Consider the following 15,950-nt stretch of genomic DNA (forward strand, 5'->3'; position numbering starts at 1 on the left):
GCCTGCCCGACGATGCCGTTCTGCACGTCGATCACCAGCAGGGCCGTATTGGGCCGGTTGTCGAGTGTGGTCATCGTGTCCCCAACCGTGCGTCCGGATCGTGCCCAGCATAGAACCGCAGCCCGCCGACGACACCGACCAGATGGTCGAGAAGGCGGGGAGCGCTGCAACGTCCAAAGAGGAGGGTGAAGAAGGTCGACAACCTCCCGATCAGACGTGCGAACGCTGCAAGTCCTGCGACCTTCAGGTGAATCCGCACGACCACGTAGCGTCGCCCCGACTCCTGCAACATCATTACTGTCAGAGGTCTGCGGTACAACCTCAACATGACCAACGAGCGGTTGAGCGGGAAGGAGGACCGACAAATGACGTACGTACACGTCGCCGACTCGCACGAGCTGGTGGCGCGGCGCGAGAAGATTTTGCGGGATCACGGCCTCTCCTTCGAGGAGATCGCTGAGCGAGCCGCCAGTTACACGCTGATCGGCGAGCAGTGGGGCCGCCTGGAACGAGCCGCAGGACATCGCGTACTTGCTGGGCGATGACGACAGCTGATCCTCAGCCGAGTCTGATCGACCAGACCCGCCGCTTCGGCGATGACGTCACCAAGGTTGTGCGTGGTGCGTTTGGCATCGATCCGAACGTCGTGGTGATTGAGTCGAGGGCACGGTATGTCATCAGGAGGCAGCCGGTATCGCTGAAAGCTGCGGGTGAGGAGCTCGCGACACTCGCGATGTCGATTAGGTTCGATGGCGCAGCGGGCTGGCAGGACGCGATCGAGAGAGCCGCATCAGTGTCCGGCGGATCCAGGCGCGGGCGATCGTCCGGGACGTGCCAGAGGATGCGGCTGCCGTACTGACCGAACTCGGTACACGGTGGCGCCTCCGGCCGACGGTCCCGCCAGGGACAAGCTACGAGCCCTTCGGATGTGGTTACACCTGCTGACACCGTGCTCACACTCCGCCGTTCCCCTCGCCATGCCGGCACCTAGCAGCGGGGTCGGCAAGCATCAAGGGTGGCGAAAGACATCGTGCAGCGACCGGCTACAACTCGCTTTGGAGGTGATGTGCGATGGCGACCGCACCGACGGGCTATTGGGAAGACCTGGCGGAGGACTTGCGCGATCCGGAGTTCCACGAGGCCTATGTCGCGGAGTGCCGGCGGGTCACAGAGATCGACGAGGCTGTGAATGGCGTTGCCTGGTCACGAGGGGAGGTAGCTGGAGGTGGTGAGCGCTGAGCGGGACAAGCTGATGCGCCTGGTCCGAAACTTGCCTGAGGCGCGGGTGCCAGGGGTGCTTGCGTGGTACGTCGCCACCTTCAGCCGGTAGGTGACCGGTCATGGCCGCCAGCCTTCTTCGCCAGCGCCCCCGGCGACGGCAAGAGCGTCGCCGACGAGGCGGACGAGCCGCCGCGCGAGGACTTCGGCCGATAGCTCACGTGATCGTCTCGACACGGCGTACCGGCGCTGCGTCGACCTGTTCACCGCGCTTGCGCTCGAGCGACCCCGTCTGACGTGCGAGGAAAAGTGGAGCGGGTGACGGGAATCGAACCCGCATGACCAGCTTGGAAGGCTGGGGCTCTGCCATTGAGCTACACCCGCGGTGGCGTCCTGCCGAAACAGCCTAGCGCCTCGCGATACGCTGTCGGGGCACCCCCGAACGCACCGTGGGGCAGCGGGCTGTAGCGCAGCTTGGTAGCGCATCCGCTTTGGGAGCGGAGGGTCGCAGGTTCAAATCCTGTCAGCCCGACCAGCGAAGCCCGACCAGCGAGGGGCGGTCCGACGGCCGCCCCGGGTCGGTCGCGACCTGGCCAGACCCATAAACTCGTCGCAGACCATGCGTCAGTCAAGCCAGCCTAGGAGATCACGTTGAAGAGCACCGTCGAGCACCTGAGCCCCACGCGGGTCCGGATCAACGTCGAGGTGCCGTTCGACGAGCTCAAGCCGAACTTCGACCGCGCCTACCGCAAGATCGCCAACCAGGTGCGCATCCCGGGCTTCCGGCCCGGCAAGGCCCCGGCCCGGGTCATCGAGCAGCGGATCGGGCGCGCGCCGATCCTCGACGAGGTCGTCAACGAGGCGATTCCGGTCAAGTACTCCGAGGCGGTCACCGAGGGCGAGGTCCGCGTGCTGGGCCGTCCGGAGATCGAGGTCACCAAGCTCGAGGACCGCGAGATTCTCGAGTTCACCGCGGAGGTCGACGTCCGCCCGGACATCACCGTCCCCGCGTTCGGCGAGCTGTCCGTCACGGTCGACGACCTCGAGCTGACCGACACCGAGGTCGACGAGCAGCTCGACGAGCTGCGCGCCCGGTTCGGCACCCTGACCGGCGTCGACCGGCCCGCGGAGAACGGCGACTTCGTCTCGATCGACCTGTCCGCGACCGTCGACGGCGAGGAAGTGGAGGAGGCAAAGACCTCCGGCCTGTCCTACGAGGTCGGCTCCGGCGAGATGATCGAGGGCATCGACGAGGCCATCATCGGCACCAGCGCCGGCGAGGAGAAGAACTTCACGACCAAGCTGGTCGCCGGCGAGCATGCCGGCCGCGACGCCGAGGTCACGGTCAAGGTGAACACCGTGAAGGTCCGCGAGCTCCCCGAGCCGGACGACGAGTTCGCCCAGCTGGCCAGCGAGTTCGACACGATCGACGAGCTCAAGTCCGACCTCCGCGAGCGCCTCACCCGCGTCAAGCGCATGCAGCAGGGCGTCCAGGCCCGTGACAAGGTCCTCGAGGCCCTCCTCGACGTCACCGACGTCCCGCTCCCCGAGAGCGTCGTCGACTCCGAGGTCGAGATCCGCCAGCACGACGCCGTCCACACGTTCGACCACGACGACGAGCGCTTCAACGAGTTCCTCACCTCGCAGGGCAAGACCCGCGAGGAGTTCGACACCGACGTCCGCGAAGAGGCCGAGAAGGCCGTCAAGACCCAGCTCGTGCTCGACTCGATCGCCGACGCGGAGAACGTGAACGTCGACGACAACGAGCTGACCGAGCGGATCATCTACCAGGCCCAGCGCTTCGGCATCAGCCCGGACGAGTACGTCCAGCGCGCCCAGCAGTCGGGCCAGCTCGGCGCGATCTTCGCCGACGTCCGGCGGGGCAAGGCGCTCGCCTCGGTGGTGCGTCTCGCCTCGGTCAAGGATGCCTCGGGCCACGACGTCGACCTCGAGGAGTTGTTCGCACCCCGCGAGCAGCAGGTCGAGGCCGAGCCCGCGAATGCGGAACAGTGACGCTCTGAGCGAACTTGAGCAATCTCGGGCATGCCGTCATGCCCAGCTTCGTTAATGTCGAACGTGACACAAACAAAGGTCATAACCAGCGAAAGCAGGCAAACGTGACGCAACCACTGCGGACGACGCCCATGATGCGGTCGACGACCGCAGGGCTCACCCTGAACGACTCGGTGTACGAGCGGCTGCTCCGCGAGCGGATCGTGTTCCTCGGTTCCGAGGTGGACGACGACATCGCCAACCGGATCACCGCTCAGCTGCTGTTGCTGGCCGCCGAGGACCCGGAGAAGGAGATCACCTTCTACATCAACTCGCCGGGTGGCTCCGTCACCGCGGGCATGGCGATCTACGACACGATGCAGCTGATCGAGCCGGACGTCGCGACCTGGGCGATGGGCATGGCCGCGTCGATGGGCCAGTTCCTGCTCTCGTCCGGGACCCCCGGCAAGCGCTACGCCCTGCCGCACGCGCGGATCATGATGCACCAGCCCTCCGGCGGGGTGGGCGGCACCGCCTCCGACATCGCCATCCGCGCCGAGATCCTCGGCAAGTGGAAGCTGGAGATGGCGCGCCTGACCGCCGAGCAGACCGGGCAGTCCGTCGAGCGGATCACCGCCGACGCCGACCGCGACCGCTGGTTCACCGCCGAGGAGGCCCGCGAGTACGGCTTCGTCGACCACGTGGTCACCCGGGTGCACTCACCCAACGGCAGCGGCAACTGACCGGGCCAGACCGAGGAGACTTGACTGTGACTGACCGTTACGCCCCGCAGGCCCGGTACGTGCTGCCCTCCTTCGTGGAGCGGACCAGCTACGGGGTCAAGGAGTCCAACCCCTACAACAAGCTGTTCGAAGAGCGGATCATCTTCGTCGGCGTCCAGATCGACGACGCGTCGGCCAACGACGTCATGGCGCAGCTGCTCTACCTGGAGTCGGTCGACCCGGACCGCGACATCACGATGTACATCAACTCCCCGGGCGGCTCCTTCACCTCGCTGATGGCGATCTACGACACCATGCAGTTCGCCCGCCCCGACGTGCAGACCTACTGCCTGGGCCAGGCCGCCTCCGCCGCCGCCGTGCTGCTCGCGGCCGGCACGCCCGGCAAGCGCTTCGCCCTGCCCAACGCCCGGGTGCTGATCCACCAGCCCGCGATGGAGGGCGTCTACGGCCAGGTCTCCGACCTGGAGATCCAGGCCAACGAGATCCAGCGGGTCCGCCGCCTGATGGAGTCGACGCTGGCCCGGCACACGAACAAGTCGGCCGACGACATTCGAGCAGACATAGAGCGCGACAAGATTCTCACTGCCGACGAGGCGAAGGAGTACGGCATCGTCGACGAGGTGTTGCCGTACCGGAAGCTCTCCGCTACCAGGCCGTGAGGCGCCTTCCGAACCCTGGTCGGAGGGGTGATCGGGGCCCGCGCACGCGGGCCACCTGATCGGCCGAATCCGACATCTCGATGGGCAGGTTCTCCCATTGAGTGGGGGTTGGCAGGTACCGTCGAAGGCAACAGGTACACGACCGGGCCTGGAGCGCGGTGCGCGACACTGCTCTCGAGGTTCGTTCCAGCCAGACATCCAGGCGTGCGCTGCGGGGTACGCCGGAGGGGACAGAGGTCATCGGTCATGGCGCGTATCGGCGACGGCGGCGACCTGCTGAAGTGCTCTTTCTGCGGGAAGAGCCAGAAGCAGGTGAAGAAACTCATCGCCGGCCCCGGCGTGTACATCTGCGATGAATGCATCGACCTCTGCAACGAGATCATCGAGGAAGAGCTGGCCGAGGCCGGCGACGTCAAGCTCGACGAGCTGCCCAAGCCGGCGGAGATCGACGACTTCCTCGACCAGTACGTGATCGGCCAGGACGAGGCCAAGCGGACGCTCGCGGTCGCGGTCTACAACCACTACAAGCGCATCCAGGCGGGCGACCGCGCCCGGCCGGAGGCTCGGGAGGGCCGCGACTCCCGCGACGAGACCGTCGAGCTGGCCAAGTCGAACATCCTGCTGCTCGGCCCCACCGGCTGCGGCAAGACCTACCTGGCCCAGACGCTCGCGAAGCTGCTCAACGTGCCGTTCGCGATCGCCGACGCCACCGCGCTCACCGAGGCCGGCTACGTGGGCGAGGACGTCGAGAACATCCTGCTCAAGCTCATCCAGGCGGCGGACTACGACGTCAAGCGGGCCGAGACCGGGATCATCTACATCGACGAGGTCGACAAGATCGCCCGCAAGAGCGAGAACCCGTCGATCACCCGTGACGTCTCCGGCGAGGGCGTGCAGCAGGCGCTGCTGAAGATCCTCGAGGGGACCACCGCGAGCGTGCCGCCGCAGGGTGGCCGCAAGCACCCCCACCAGGAGTTCATCCAGATCGACACGACGAACGTGCTGTTCATCGTGGCCGGCGCGTTCGCCGGGCTGGAGAAGATCATCCAGGACCGTGTCGGCAAGCGCGGCCTGGGCTTCGGTGCGGAGATCCGGTCGAAGGCCGAGATCGACACGGCCGACTTCTTCGCCGACACGATGCCCGAGGACCTGATCAAGTTCGGCTTGATCCCCGAGTTCATCGGCCGGCTCCCGGTCGTCGCGAGCGTGACCAACCTCGACAAGGCGTCGCTGGTGCAGATCCTGACCGCGCCGCGCAACGCGCTGGTCAAGCAGTACCAGAAGCTGTTCGAGATGGACGGCGTCGAGCTGGAGTTCACCGACACCGCGCTGGAGGCCGTCGCCGACCAGGCCATCCTGCGCGGCACCGGCGCCCGCGGCCTGCGCGCGATCATGGAAGAGGTCCTGCAGCCGGTGATGTACGACATCCCGAGCCGCAGCGACGTCGCCAAGGTCGTCATCACCGAGCAGACGGTCCGCGAGAACGTGAACCCGACGATCGTGGCGCGCCAGCCGTCCCGCCGCGAGCGCCGCGAGAAGTCGGCCTGATCGCCGGAACTCGAGTATCGCTGGAGTCTCGCTGACATCCTCCTCGATGCGAGGATGAGTCATGCTGCCCTACGTCCTGCTCCTGCACGGCCACACTGGATCCGGGCCCCGGCACTGGCAGAGCTGGCTCGCCGGCGAGCTCGCGAACCTCGGCGGCGAGGTCGACGTCCCGCAGCTCGCCGATCCCGACCGGCCCGACCTCGACGTGTGGCTCGCCGAGCTCCGCCACCACCTGCAGGCCGCGCCGCACGCCGACGAACGCATCGTGCTCGCCCACTCCGCGGGTGCCGCGCTGTGGCTGCACCACGCCGCGCGGCTCGCCGGCGAGCACGCGGAGCTCGCGATCCGGTTCGACCGGGTCCTGCTCGTGTCCCCGCTGGGGCCGGACTTCGAGCACCCCGACGTGCACGGCTTCGTCCCGGCACCGCTGGACGCCGCGGGCGTGCGCCGCGCGGCCTCGTGGACCCAGCTCGTGGTCGGCGACGACGACAAGGCCTGCGCGATCCAGGACGCCGTCGAGATGGCCGCCCAGCTGAAGGTCGACCTCGACGTGATCCCCGGCGGCGCGCACCTCAACACCGACGCCGGCTACGGGCCCTGGCCCGCGGTGCTGGACTGGGTGCGCGACCGGCACACCCGCATGGTCACGAACCGATGATCCGCTCGGGTCGCGTGTAGACGTTCATGCTCGTGCCGCGCAGGAACCCGACCAGCGTGATGCCCTGCTCCTCGGCCAGCTCCACCGCGAGCGACGACGGCGCGGACACGGCGGCGAGCACGGGGATGCCGGCCATCGCGGCCTTCTGCACCAGCTCGAACGACGCGCGGCCGGACACCATCAGCACGGTGCCGCCCAGCGGGACGCGGCCGTCGAGCAGCGCCCAGCCGGTGGCCTTGTCGACCGCGTTGTGCCGGCCGACGTCCTCGCGCACGACGAGGGGCTCGCCGGCGACCGTGAAGATCCCGGCCGCGTGCAGGCCGCCGGTGGTCTGGAACACCCGCTGCTGCTCGCGCAGCAGGTCGGGAAGGGCCACGAGCGTCTCCGGCAGGACCTTGCAGTCGTCGGCGGCGGGGGAGAACCGGGTCTTCAGCTTGACCGCGTCCAGCGCCGCCTTGCCGCAGACGCCGCACGAGGACGTCGTGTAGAAGTTGCGCTCGACGCCGGTGTCCGGCGGCGCGACGCCCTCGGCGAGCGCCAGGTCCAGCACGTTGTAGGTGTTGCGGCCCGCGTCGTCGACGCTGTCGCAGTAGCGCGCGGTCGACACGTCCCCGGCGCCGCCGATCACGCCTTCGGTGAGCAGGAAGCCGTGCGCCAGTTCGACGTCGTGGCCCGGCGTGCGCATCGTGACCGCGAGCGGCGTGCCGTTGATCCGGAGCTCGAGCGGCTCCTCGGCGGCGAGCGCGTCCTGCTGGCGGCGACGGCCGTCCTCGGTCAGTCGCACGACCGGCCGTCGCACGGTCACCCGTCCCATGCATACAGCCTACCGATCGGATAGCAAGAAGTCTTTAGAAAGAGTTCTTGCTAAAGAGTTGTTTAGCAAGGTATGTTGTGAAGCATGGCAGAGGACATGCGTGACATCACCGATCCGAAGGCACTGCGCGCGATGGCGCACCCGTTGCGCTGGCAGCTGCTGGAGATCCTGTCGCGCGAGGGCACGGCCACCGCGACCCAGTGCGCGCAGGAGACCGGGGAGAGCGTGGCCAACTGCTCGTACCACCTGAACCTTCTCGCGAGGTACGACTACGTCGAGAAGGCCGAGGGCGGGCAGGGCCGCGAGAAGCCGTGGCGGCTCGTCAACCAGAGCCAGCGGTTCGGTGCCGAGGGCTCGTCCGACGAGGAGACCCGGCTGGCCGCGCAGGCCGCGTCGATCGCGTTCCTCGACTACCAGTTCGCCATGATCAAGGATCGGAACCTGCGCTCGGGCAGCCTGCCCGCGGAGTGGCAGGCGGCCACCGGAATCGACAACACCCACGACTTCATGACCCCGGCCGAGGTCGAGGAGATCCACCGCGAGGTCCGCAAGCTGATGGATCGCTTCCGCGACCGGCGGACCGATCCGGCCAAGCGGCCCGAGGGTGCGCGCTCGGTCAACCTGTTCTTCTCGACCATGGTCAAGCCCGACTGACCTTCGTCTTGTCCCACGGCCACGGGTGGTCCCGATGGCCTGATCCAACCTGCCCGGAAAAGGAGATCGTCATGGATCCGTTCACCGCCGACATCATCGCCCGCACCCGCCGCCAGGAGATGGCCGACGACGCGGAGGCCGCGCGCGCCGCCCGAGCCGCGCGCGATCACACCGACGAACAGCGACCCGCACCCCGTCCGAAGGGTGGGTCCCTGCGGGCGCGTCGCCTAGTAGCGTGGCCCGGATGACGCAACGCTACGACGTGGTGGTGGTCGGCGGCGGCCACAACGGGCTGGTCGCCGCCGCCTACCTGGCCCGTGCCGGCCGCTCGGTCCTGGTCCTCGAACGGCTCGACCACGTGGGTGGCGCGGCCGTGAGCGCCACGCCGTTCCCCGGCATGGGCGCCCGGCTGTCCCGCTACTCGTACCTGGTGAGCCTGCTGCCCAGCGCGATCGTCGCGGACCTGGGGCTGCGGATCCTGCTGCGGTCGCGGGCGGTGTCGTCGTACACGCCCGTCGAGGGCTCGCCCGGGCTGCTCGTCGAGCGGGAGCCGGGCCCGGTCACGGCGGACTCGTTCCGCGCGCTCACCGGCTCGGACGCCGAGTTCGGCAGCTGGACGCGCTGGTACTCCGCGCTCGCCGCGATGGCCAAGGCGGTCGCACCGACCATGCTCGGCCCGCTGCCGACGCGGGAGGGACTGCGCTCGCTCGTGGTCGAGGCGGCCGGGGAACCGTTGTGGCGCCAGGTCTTCGAGCGTCCGATCGGCGAGGCGATCGAGGAGCAGTTCACGAACGACGTCGTGCGTGGAGTGGTCGCGACCGACGCGCTGATCGGCACGCACGCGTCGCTGACGTCAGAGTCGTTGCTGGCCAACAGGTGCTTCCTCTACCACCTGATCGGCGACGGCACGGGCGAGTGGCGCGTGCCGGCCGGCGGGATGGGCGCGGTGACCGCGGAGCTGGCGCGGGTCGCGCGCGAGTCGGGCGCGGAGATCCTGACCGGCGCCGAGGTCTCGTCGGTCGCGGCGGACGGGAAGACGGCCGAGGTCACCTACGTCCGCGAGGACGCCGAGGTCACCGTGGCGGCCGGCCACGTGCTGTCCGGGGTGGCGCCCGCGGTGCTGGACCGCTTGCGGGGCAACACGTCCACGCCCCCCGTCGGCGCCCAGCTGAAGATCAACGTGTTGCTCCGCCGGCTGCCACGGCTGCGCAGCGGGGTCGACCCGCGCCAGGCGTTCGCCGGCACGTTCCACCTCGACGAGTCCTATGTGGAGCTTGAGTCGGCGTACGCGGCGAGCGCGGCGGGCTCGGTACCGGACCCGCTGCCTGGTGAGATGTACTGCCACACGCTGACCGACGAGTCCATTGTGGATCCGGGGCTGCACACGCTGACGCTGTTCGGCCTGCACCTGCCCGCTTCACTGTTCACCGACGACAACGACGGCCTGCGCGAGTCGCTGGTCGAGCGCTACATCGCCGCCCTGGACCGCCACCTGGCCGACCCGATCGAGGACTGCGTGGCCACCGAGGCCGACGGCCGCCCGTGCATCGAGGCCCGCACGCCGCTGGACCTCGAGCAGGAGCTGGCGATGCCCGGTGGCCACATCTTCCACGGCGACCTGACCTGGCCGTACGCCGGCGAGACAGGCCCTTGGGGGGTGTCGACCGACGTGGCGAACGTGCTCCTGTGCGGCAGTGGCGCCCAGCGCGGCGGCGGCGTGAGCGGCATCGGCGGCCACAACGCCGCGATGGCCGTCCTCAGCTGAACACGAGACCGGCCCCGTCGCGGCGGGGCCGGTCTCGAAGCGTCAGCTCAGGCGGCGAGCTGGTCCTTCACCTGGGCCAGCGTCGGGTTGGTCAGCGCCCTGCCGTTCGGGAAGTGCACGGTCGGCACGGTCTGGTTGCCACCGTTCACGCTCATGACGAACTCGGCCGCGCCCGGCTCCTGCTCGATGTCGACCTCGGCGTACTCGATGCCCTCCCGGTCCAGCTGCGACTTCAGTCTGCGGCAGTAGCCGCACCACGTCGTCGAGTACATCGTCAGCTTCTCAGGCCCTTGGGTCATCGCACGCTCCCGGTGAATGAACTACTTCACCGGTATTAACGCGCATGCCCCTCGAGTAATGCCCGCGTCCGTGTGAACACGATCACCGCGCGGGACAGCCGCTCGTCTTCGGCAGTGGGCTCGACGGGTCGAAGTACGTCGCCGGCTCGCGGTTCGGGTTCGCGGTCACCGAGCGCTCCGAGGCGGCCGGGGCCAGGTACCCGTTCCGGTATGCCGCGCAGCCGATCGAGTACGCGTAGCCGGTCGCGTCGCCGTACCAGAGGCCCTGGCTGCCCGACGTCCACCGGTCGCCGTCGCGCAGCACGTAGTCGACGTCCGCGCGCACCACGACCAGCATGTTCATCGCGTCCACCAGGCGCGTCGGCCCCTCGGGCTGGAACGGGTACACGAACACGTAGTTGGTATGGACCAGCAGCTCCCCGGCATCGCCGGCGGCGACCGACATCTCGCCGTCGACCTTCGGCTCCGCCGGCAGCAGCGCGTTGCCCTTGGCGACCATGCTGACCAGCGACTGGACCTCGGGCTCGCGACCGGCGCCGAACAGCGGCGACAGCTGCCGCCGCGCGTCGGGCGCCAGCTTCGCGAGGAAGCCGGCGGGGTCGTGGTCGATCAGCATCCGGCGGTCGAGCCGGCTCGCCACCAGCAGGTCGCGAACCTGCTCGGTCGCCGTCTTGACCTGCTCGGGAGAGAAGCCGTTGACCGCTCGGGCCGGCGGGGCCGCGATGCCGTCCGCGCCGTCGGCCCAGTCGGCGGCCGGGGTCGAGTCGAACGGGCGGGCCGGGTCGAACATCGGGCCCTTGTGCGGAGCCGCCGGCTGCGCCCCGGTCTTCGCCTTGGGCACCGGCTCGTCGCCGAACAGGCGGTCGAACGTGCCCGTCTGGTACAGCACCACGGTCGCCGCGCCGAGCGCCACCGCCACCATGCCGGCCGCCAGCCAGCGGGCATGCCGGCGCCGCCGCGCGCTGCGCAGCAGCTGCCGCACGTCGGCGTTCGCCGTCGCACGGCGCGCTGCGCCGGTCCACGCGGCGTCGTCAGGCGCCGGAGCGGCGGGCGGGCGTGGGTTCACCAGCTCCCCAAAGTGTCCTGTGGTTGATTCGTCAACCAGGCAAAACCACAAATATCAGGTAACCAGCACATCGATTCGGCAGTTCGCCGTGTTAACAACCGCCGTCGGGGGGAACTCGAGTGCGAGCCGGTCAGCCAGGTTCGTAGACTTCCCAGCGTGACTGACACCTCATCGCGACAGACCACCGACCTACCGCCGGCCTGGGAGCCCGCGGCGGTAGAGGCGGAGCTGTACCAGCGATGGGTGGACGCCGGTTACTTCGGCGCCGATCCGGCCAGCGGGAAGCCCGCGTTCTGCATCGTCATCCCCCCGCCGAACGTCACCGGCAGCCTCCACATGGGACACGCCCTCGAGCACAGCCTCATGGACGCGCTGACCCGCCGCCGCCGGATGCAGGGCTACGAGACCCTCTGGCTGCCTGGTATGGACCACGCGGGCATCGCCACCCAGAACGTGGTCGAGCGCGAGCTCGCCAACGAGGGCAAGTCGCGCCACGACCTGGGCCGGGAGGCGTTCGTCGACCGCGTCTGGGAGTGGAAGGCCCAGTCCGGCGGGCAGATCCTGAACCAGATGCGGCGCCTCGGCGACGGCGTGGACTGGAGCCGCGAGCGGTTCACCATGGACGAGGTGCTGTCCCGCGCGGTGCTGACGATCTTCAAGCGGCTGTTCGAGGACGGGCTGATCTACCGCGCCGAGCGGATCATCAACTGGTGCCCGCGCTGCCACACCGCCCTGTCGGACATCGAGGTCGAGCACTCCGACGACGAGGGCGAGCTGATCTCGATCCGCTACGGCGACGGCGACAACGCGATCGTCGTGGCCACGACCCGGGCCGAGACGATGCTGGGCGACACCGCGGTCGCGGTCCACCCCGACGACAAGCGCTACCAGGACCTGATCGGCACCGAGGTCGAGCTGCCGCTCACCGGCCGCATGATCCCGGTCGTCGCCGACGAGCACGTCGACCCGGAGTTCGGCACGGGCGCGGTGAAGGTCACACCCGCACACGACCCGAACGACTTCGAGATCGGCCGGCGCCACGACCTGCCTGCCCTGACGATCATGGACGAGCGCGCGGTGATCACCGCGCACGGCCCGTTCGAAGGTCTGGACCGGTTCGAGGCGCGGCCCGCGGTCGTCGCGGCGCTGCGCGCGCAGGGCCGGATCGTCGCCGAGAAGCGGCCCTACGTCCACGCGGTCGGGCACTGCACGCGCTGCGGCACGGTCGTCGAGCCGCGCCTGTCGTTGCAGTGGTTCGTCAAGGTCGCGCCGCTGGCGAAGGCCGCGGGCGACGCGGTCCGCGACGGCCGGACCACGATCCACCCGCCGGAGCTGGCCAAGCGCTACTTCGACTGGGTCGACAACATGCACGACTGGTGCATCTCGCGCCAGCTGTGGTGGGGCCACCGCATCCCGGTCTGGTACGGCCCGGACGACAAGGTCGTCTGCGTCGGCCCGGACGACGAGGTGCCCGAGGGCGAGGGCTGGAGCCAGGACCCCGACGTGCTCGACACGTGGTTCTCCTCGGCGCTGTTCCCGTTCTCGACGCTGGGCTGGCCCGACCGGACCGCGGACCTCGAGCGCTTCTACCCGAACCACCTGCTGGTCACCGGCTACGACATCCTCTTCTTCTGGGTCGCCCGGATGATGATGTTCGGCCTCTACGCGATGGACGGCGCGCAGCCGTTCGACGACGTCTACCTGCACGGGCTGGTCCGCGACCCGACCGGCAAGAAGATGTCCAAGTCGCGCGGCAACGTCATCGACCCGCTCGACTGGCTCGACCGGTTCGGCGCGGACGCGACCAGGTTCACGCTGGCCCGCGGCGCCAATCCGGGCGCGGACATGGCGATCTCCGAGGAGTGGGCGGCCGGCTCGCGCAACTTCGGGAACAAGCTGTGGAACGCCACCCGGTTCGCGCTCATGCAGGGCGCGACCGCGGCCGGCGAGCTTCCGCCGCGCGAGTCGCTGACCGACGCCGACCGCTGGATCCTCGACCTCACCGACTCCGTTGTGTCCGAAGTGGACCAACTGTACGAGGAGTACCAGTTCGCCAAGCTGTGCGACGCGCTCTACCACTTCACGTGGGACGACCTGTGCGACTGGTACCTCGAGCTCGCGAAGGTCCAGATGTCCGAGGGCGGGTCGCGGGCCGACGCCACGCGGGCCGTGCTGGGCCACGTCTTCGACGTCGTGCTGCGCCTGCTGCACCCGCTGATCCCGTTCGTCACCGAGCGGCTGTGGACGACGCTGACCGGCGGTGAGTCGCTGGTGATCGCCGAGTGGCCGAAGGCGGTCGGGCACGCGGCCGACGGGGCCGCGGCGCGCCGGATCGAGGGCGTGCAGAAGCTGGTCACCGAGGTCCGCCGGTTCCGCTCCGACCAGGGGGTCAAGCCGAACCAGCGGGTGCGGGCGCGGCTCTCCGGCGCCGACGCCGCCGGCCTGACCACGCTCGAGCCCGCGATCGCCGCGCTCGCCCGCTTCGAGGCGCCCGGGGAGTCGTTCACCGCGAGCGCGTCGCTCGAGGTGGCGCTGGCCGACGGCACGGTGCACGTCGAGCTGGACCTGTCCGGCACGGTCGACGTCGCGGCCGAGCGCAAGCGGCTGTCCAAGGACCTCGCGGTCGCGGAGAAGGAGCTGGCCGGCACCGAGGCGAAGCTGAACAACCCGAACTTCACCGACAAGGCGCCGGCCGAGGTGGTCGCGAAGATCAAGGCCCGGCGCGAACTCGCCGCGGCCGACATCGAGCGGATCAAGGCCCGGCTCGACGCGCTCCCGCCGGCCTGAGTGTCCACTGTGGAAGAGTCGGTTCAGGACGATCTGCGCCAGGTCGAGGCGGAGCTCAACACCCGGTGGCCCGAGTCGAAGATCGAGCCGTCGCTGACCAGGATCTCGGCACTGGTCGACCTGCTCGGCGACCCGCACAAGTCGTACCCGGTGCTGCATGTCGCCGGCACGAACGGCAAGACGTCGGTGGCGCGGATGATCGACGCGCTGCTGACCCGCATCGGCCTGCGGACCGGCCGGTTCACGAGCCCGCACCTGCAGGTGGTGACCGAACGGATCGCGGTGGACGGCGCCCCGATCGCGGCGCAACGCTACGTCGAGGTGTTCCGCGACGTGGAGCCGTACGTCGCGATGGTCGACCGCGGCGCCGACGTGCAGATGTCGAAGTTCGAGGTGCTCACCGGGATGGCGTTCGCGGCGTTCGCGGACGCACCGGTGGACGCCGCCGTGCTCGAGGTCGGCCTGGGCGGGACGTGGGACGCGACCAACGTGGCGGACGCCCGGGTCGCGGTCGTCGGCCCGATCGGCGTGGACCACGTCGAGTACCTCGGTTCGGACCTCACCGGCATCGCGCGGGAGAAGGCGGGAATCATCAAGCCGGGCTCGATCGCGCTGCTCGCCGAGCAGACGCCGGAGGTCGCGACCGTCCTGTTGGAACGGTGCGCGGAGGTGGACGCGACCGTGGCGCGGGCCGGCTTGGAGTTCGGCGTGCTGCGCCGTGACATCGCGGTCGGCGGCCAGGTGCTGAAGCTGCAGGGCCTCGGCGGCGCGTACGACGATGTCTTCCTGCCGCTGCACGGCCCGCACCAGGCGGCGAACGCGGCGCTGGCGCTGGCCGCGGTGGAGGCGTTCTTCGGCGCCGGCGCGCAGCGGTCGCTGGACGCGGAGGCGGTCCGCGAGGGCTTCGCGTCGGTTGCCGTACCCGGCCGGCTGGAGCGGGTCCGCTCGGCGCCGAGCGTGTTCGTCGACGCCGCGCACAACCCGCACGGCGCCCGCGCGCTGGCCGAGGCGCTCGAGGAGGATTTCGCGTTCCGCAAGCTCGTCGGGGTGGTGGGCGCGATGCGGGACAAGGACGTGCAGGGCATCCTGTCGGCCTTGGAGCCGGTCCTACAGGAGGTCGTGATCACGACGAACTCGTCGGAGCGCGCGATGGACCCGCAGGACCTGGCCGACGTGGCGACGGAGATCTTCGGCGTGGACCGGGTGAACGTGTACCCGAGGCTGGACGACGCGCTCGAGGCGGCGATCGCCCTGGCGGAGGAGGACGCGGGCGAGCCGATGTCCGGCGTGGGCGTGGTGGTCACCGGTTCGGTGGTCACCGCGGGTGAGGCACGTGCGCTGTTCGGCAAGGAGCCCGCGTGACCAAGCCCGTCGACCCGATGCGTTCGTTCGCCGGCGTCATGGCGCTGACGCTGCTGCTCGAGACCGTCGTGGTGCTGCTGTCGATCCCGGTGGTGGCCAACCTGGGCAGCGGCATGGCGACGTGGCAGGGCGTGCTCGTCGTCGCGGTCGCGGCGGCGTTGTTGCTGACCTGCGCGGTACTGCGGCGGCCGTGGGGCATCTGGGTCGCGGCGGGCCTGCAGGCCGTGCTGATCGTCTGCTGGGTGGCCCTGCCCGCACTGGGCATCCTGGGCCTGATCTTCGGTCTCGTGTGGACGGTCTTGCTGTGGATGCGCTGGGACGTGGCCAGACGAATGGCCGAGGGCCGCCTCCCGAGCCAGCAGCGGCCCACCGAGGACTGACAGGC

General features: G+C 69.5%; 16 protein-coding genes and 2 tRNA genes. 14 read left to right on the plus strand and 4 right to left on the minus strand.

What is annotated here, in order from left to right; all coding sequences use genetic code 11:
- Positions 1-326 precede the first annotated feature (326 nt).
- A complete protein-coding gene (locus VH969_RS29850; RefSeq protein ID WP_331980312.1) occupies positions 327-545 on the plus strand; it encodes a hypothetical protein in 219 nt (72 codons plus the stop codon).
- 526 nt (positions 546-1,071) lie between these two features.
- Entirely contained in the window at positions 1,072-1,239 is a 168-nt protein-coding gene (locus VH969_RS29855; RefSeq protein WP_331980314.1) for a hypothetical protein, read from the plus strand.
- A 289-nt stretch (positions 1,240-1,528) separates the two neighbouring features.
- On the opposite strand, the gene VH969_RS29860 is transcribed toward VH969_RS29855, so the two are convergent.
- Positions 1,529-1,602: transfer RNA gene (locus VH969_RS29860), tRNA-Gly, on the minus strand.
- A 74-nt stretch (positions 1,603-1,676) separates the two neighbouring features.
- Between VH969_RS29860 and VH969_RS29865 the strand changes: the two genes are divergently transcribed.
- The 6 genes from VH969_RS29865 to VH969_RS29890 all read left to right on the plus strand — a co-directional run bounded on the left by VH969_RS29865 (position 1,677) and on the right by VH969_RS29890 (position 6,818).
- Positions 1,677-1,753 (plus strand) — tRNA-Pro (locus VH969_RS29865).
- 116 nt (positions 1,754-1,869) lie between these two features.
- Positions 1,870-3,231 carry a trigger factor gene (gene tig / locus VH969_RS29870; protein WP_331980316.1) on the plus strand — a complete coding sequence of 454 codons (1,362 nt, stop codon included), beginning with the start codon at positions 1,870-1,872 and terminating at the stop codon, positions 3,229-3,231.
- 131 nt (positions 3,232-3,362) lie between these two features.
- On the plus strand, positions 3,363-3,953 hold the full coding sequence (locus tag VH969_RS29875) for an ATP-dependent Clp protease proteolytic subunit (RefSeq protein ID WP_331980406.1): 591 nt from the start codon (positions 3,363-3,365) through the stop codon (positions 3,951-3,953).
- A gap of 26 nt (positions 3,954-3,979) precedes the next feature.
- Positions 3,980-4,612 carry an ATP-dependent Clp protease proteolytic subunit gene (locus tag VH969_RS29880; protein ID WP_331980318.1) on the plus strand — a complete coding sequence of 211 codons (633 nt, stop codon included), beginning with the start codon at positions 3,980-3,982 and terminating at the stop codon, positions 4,610-4,612.
- A 246-nt stretch (positions 4,613-4,858) separates the two neighbouring features.
- Positions 4,859-6,160, plus strand: coding sequence for an ATP-dependent Clp protease ATP-binding subunit ClpX (gene clpX, locus VH969_RS29885; protein ID WP_331980322.1), 1,302 nt, complete (start codon positions 4,859-4,861; stop codon positions 6,158-6,160).
- Between the two features lie 61 nt (positions 6,161-6,221).
- Entirely contained in the window at positions 6,222-6,818 is a 597-nt protein-coding gene (locus VH969_RS29890; RefSeq protein WP_331980324.1) for an RBBP9/YdeN family alpha/beta hydrolase, read from the plus strand.
- Here the strand turns inward: VH969_RS29890 and fdhD are convergent.
- Positions 6,805-7,632 (minus strand): formate dehydrogenase accessory sulfurtransferase FdhD, encoded by an 828-nt coding sequence (gene fdhD, locus VH969_RS29895; RefSeq protein ID WP_331980326.1) that lies wholly within the window; start codon positions 7,630-7,632, stop codon positions 6,805-6,807. The two genes, VH969_RS29890 and fdhD, sit on opposite strands and share 14 nt — an antisense overlap.
- Positions 7,633-7,716: 84 nt before the next feature.
- Here fdhD and VH969_RS29900 point away from each other — a divergent pair, with 84 nt between their 5' ends.
- The 3 genes from VH969_RS29900 to VH969_RS29910 all read left to right on the plus strand — a co-directional run bounded on the left by VH969_RS29900 (position 7,717) and on the right by VH969_RS29910 (position 10,051).
- Entirely contained in the window at positions 7,717-8,286 is a 570-nt protein-coding gene (locus VH969_RS29900; RefSeq protein ID WP_331980328.1) for an ArsR/SmtB family transcription factor, read from the plus strand.
- 71 nt (positions 8,287-8,357) lie between these two features.
- Complete coding sequence (locus tag VH969_RS29905; protein ID WP_331980330.1) at positions 8,358-8,534, plus strand: hypothetical protein; 177 nt, start codon at positions 8,358-8,360, stop codon at positions 8,532-8,534.
- Positions 8,531-10,051, plus strand: a complete 1,521-nt coding sequence (locus VH969_RS29910; RefSeq protein WP_331980332.1) for a phytoene desaturase family protein — start codon at positions 8,531-8,533, stop codon at positions 10,049-10,051. Before VH969_RS29905 ends, VH969_RS29910 begins: the two co-directional genes overlap by 4 nt.
- A gap of 47 nt (positions 10,052-10,098) precedes the next feature.
- Here the strand turns inward: VH969_RS29910 and VH969_RS29915 are convergent, their stop codons facing one another.
- Together VH969_RS29915 and VH969_RS29920 are read right to left on the minus strand one after the other, a co-directional pair.
- Positions 10,099-10,350, minus strand: a complete 252-nt coding sequence (locus VH969_RS29915; RefSeq protein WP_331980334.1) for a mycoredoxin — start codon at positions 10,348-10,350, stop codon at positions 10,099-10,101.
- Positions 10,351-10,432: 82 nt separating this feature from the next.
- Positions 10,433-11,416, minus strand: a complete 984-nt coding sequence (locus VH969_RS29920) for a hypothetical protein (RefSeq protein ID WP_331980336.1) — start codon at positions 11,414-11,416, stop codon at positions 10,433-10,435.
- A gap of 156 nt (positions 11,417-11,572) precedes the next feature.
- On the opposite strand from VH969_RS29920, the gene VH969_RS29925 reads away from it, so the two are divergent.
- From VH969_RS29925 to VH969_RS29935, 3 genes are read left to right on the plus strand one after another with little or no spacing between them, the layout of a single operon-like run.
- Positions 11,573-14,203 carry a valine--tRNA ligase gene (locus tag VH969_RS29925; RefSeq protein WP_331980338.1) on the plus strand — a complete coding sequence of 877 codons (2,631 nt, stop codon included), beginning with the start codon at positions 11,573-11,575 and terminating at the stop codon, positions 14,201-14,203.
- Positions 14,204-15,565: a bifunctional tetrahydrofolate synthase/dihydrofolate synthase gene (gene folC / locus VH969_RS29930; protein WP_331980341.1), complete on the plus strand. Its 1,362-nt coding sequence runs from the start codon at positions 14,204-14,206 to the stop codon at positions 15,563-15,565. It begins immediately after the preceding gene.
- Positions 15,562-15,945, plus strand: coding sequence for a DUF4233 domain-containing protein (locus VH969_RS29935; protein ID WP_331980343.1), 384 nt, complete (start codon positions 15,562-15,564; stop codon positions 15,943-15,945). Before folC ends, VH969_RS29935 begins: the two co-directional genes overlap by 4 nt.
- The last annotated feature ends 5 nt before the right edge of the window (positions 15,946-15,950 follow it).

The organism is Actinophytocola sp. (genome assembly GCF_036555685.1).
Taxonomy (GTDB): Bacteria; Actinomycetota; Actinomycetes; order Mycobacteriales; family Pseudonocardiaceae; genus Actinophytocola.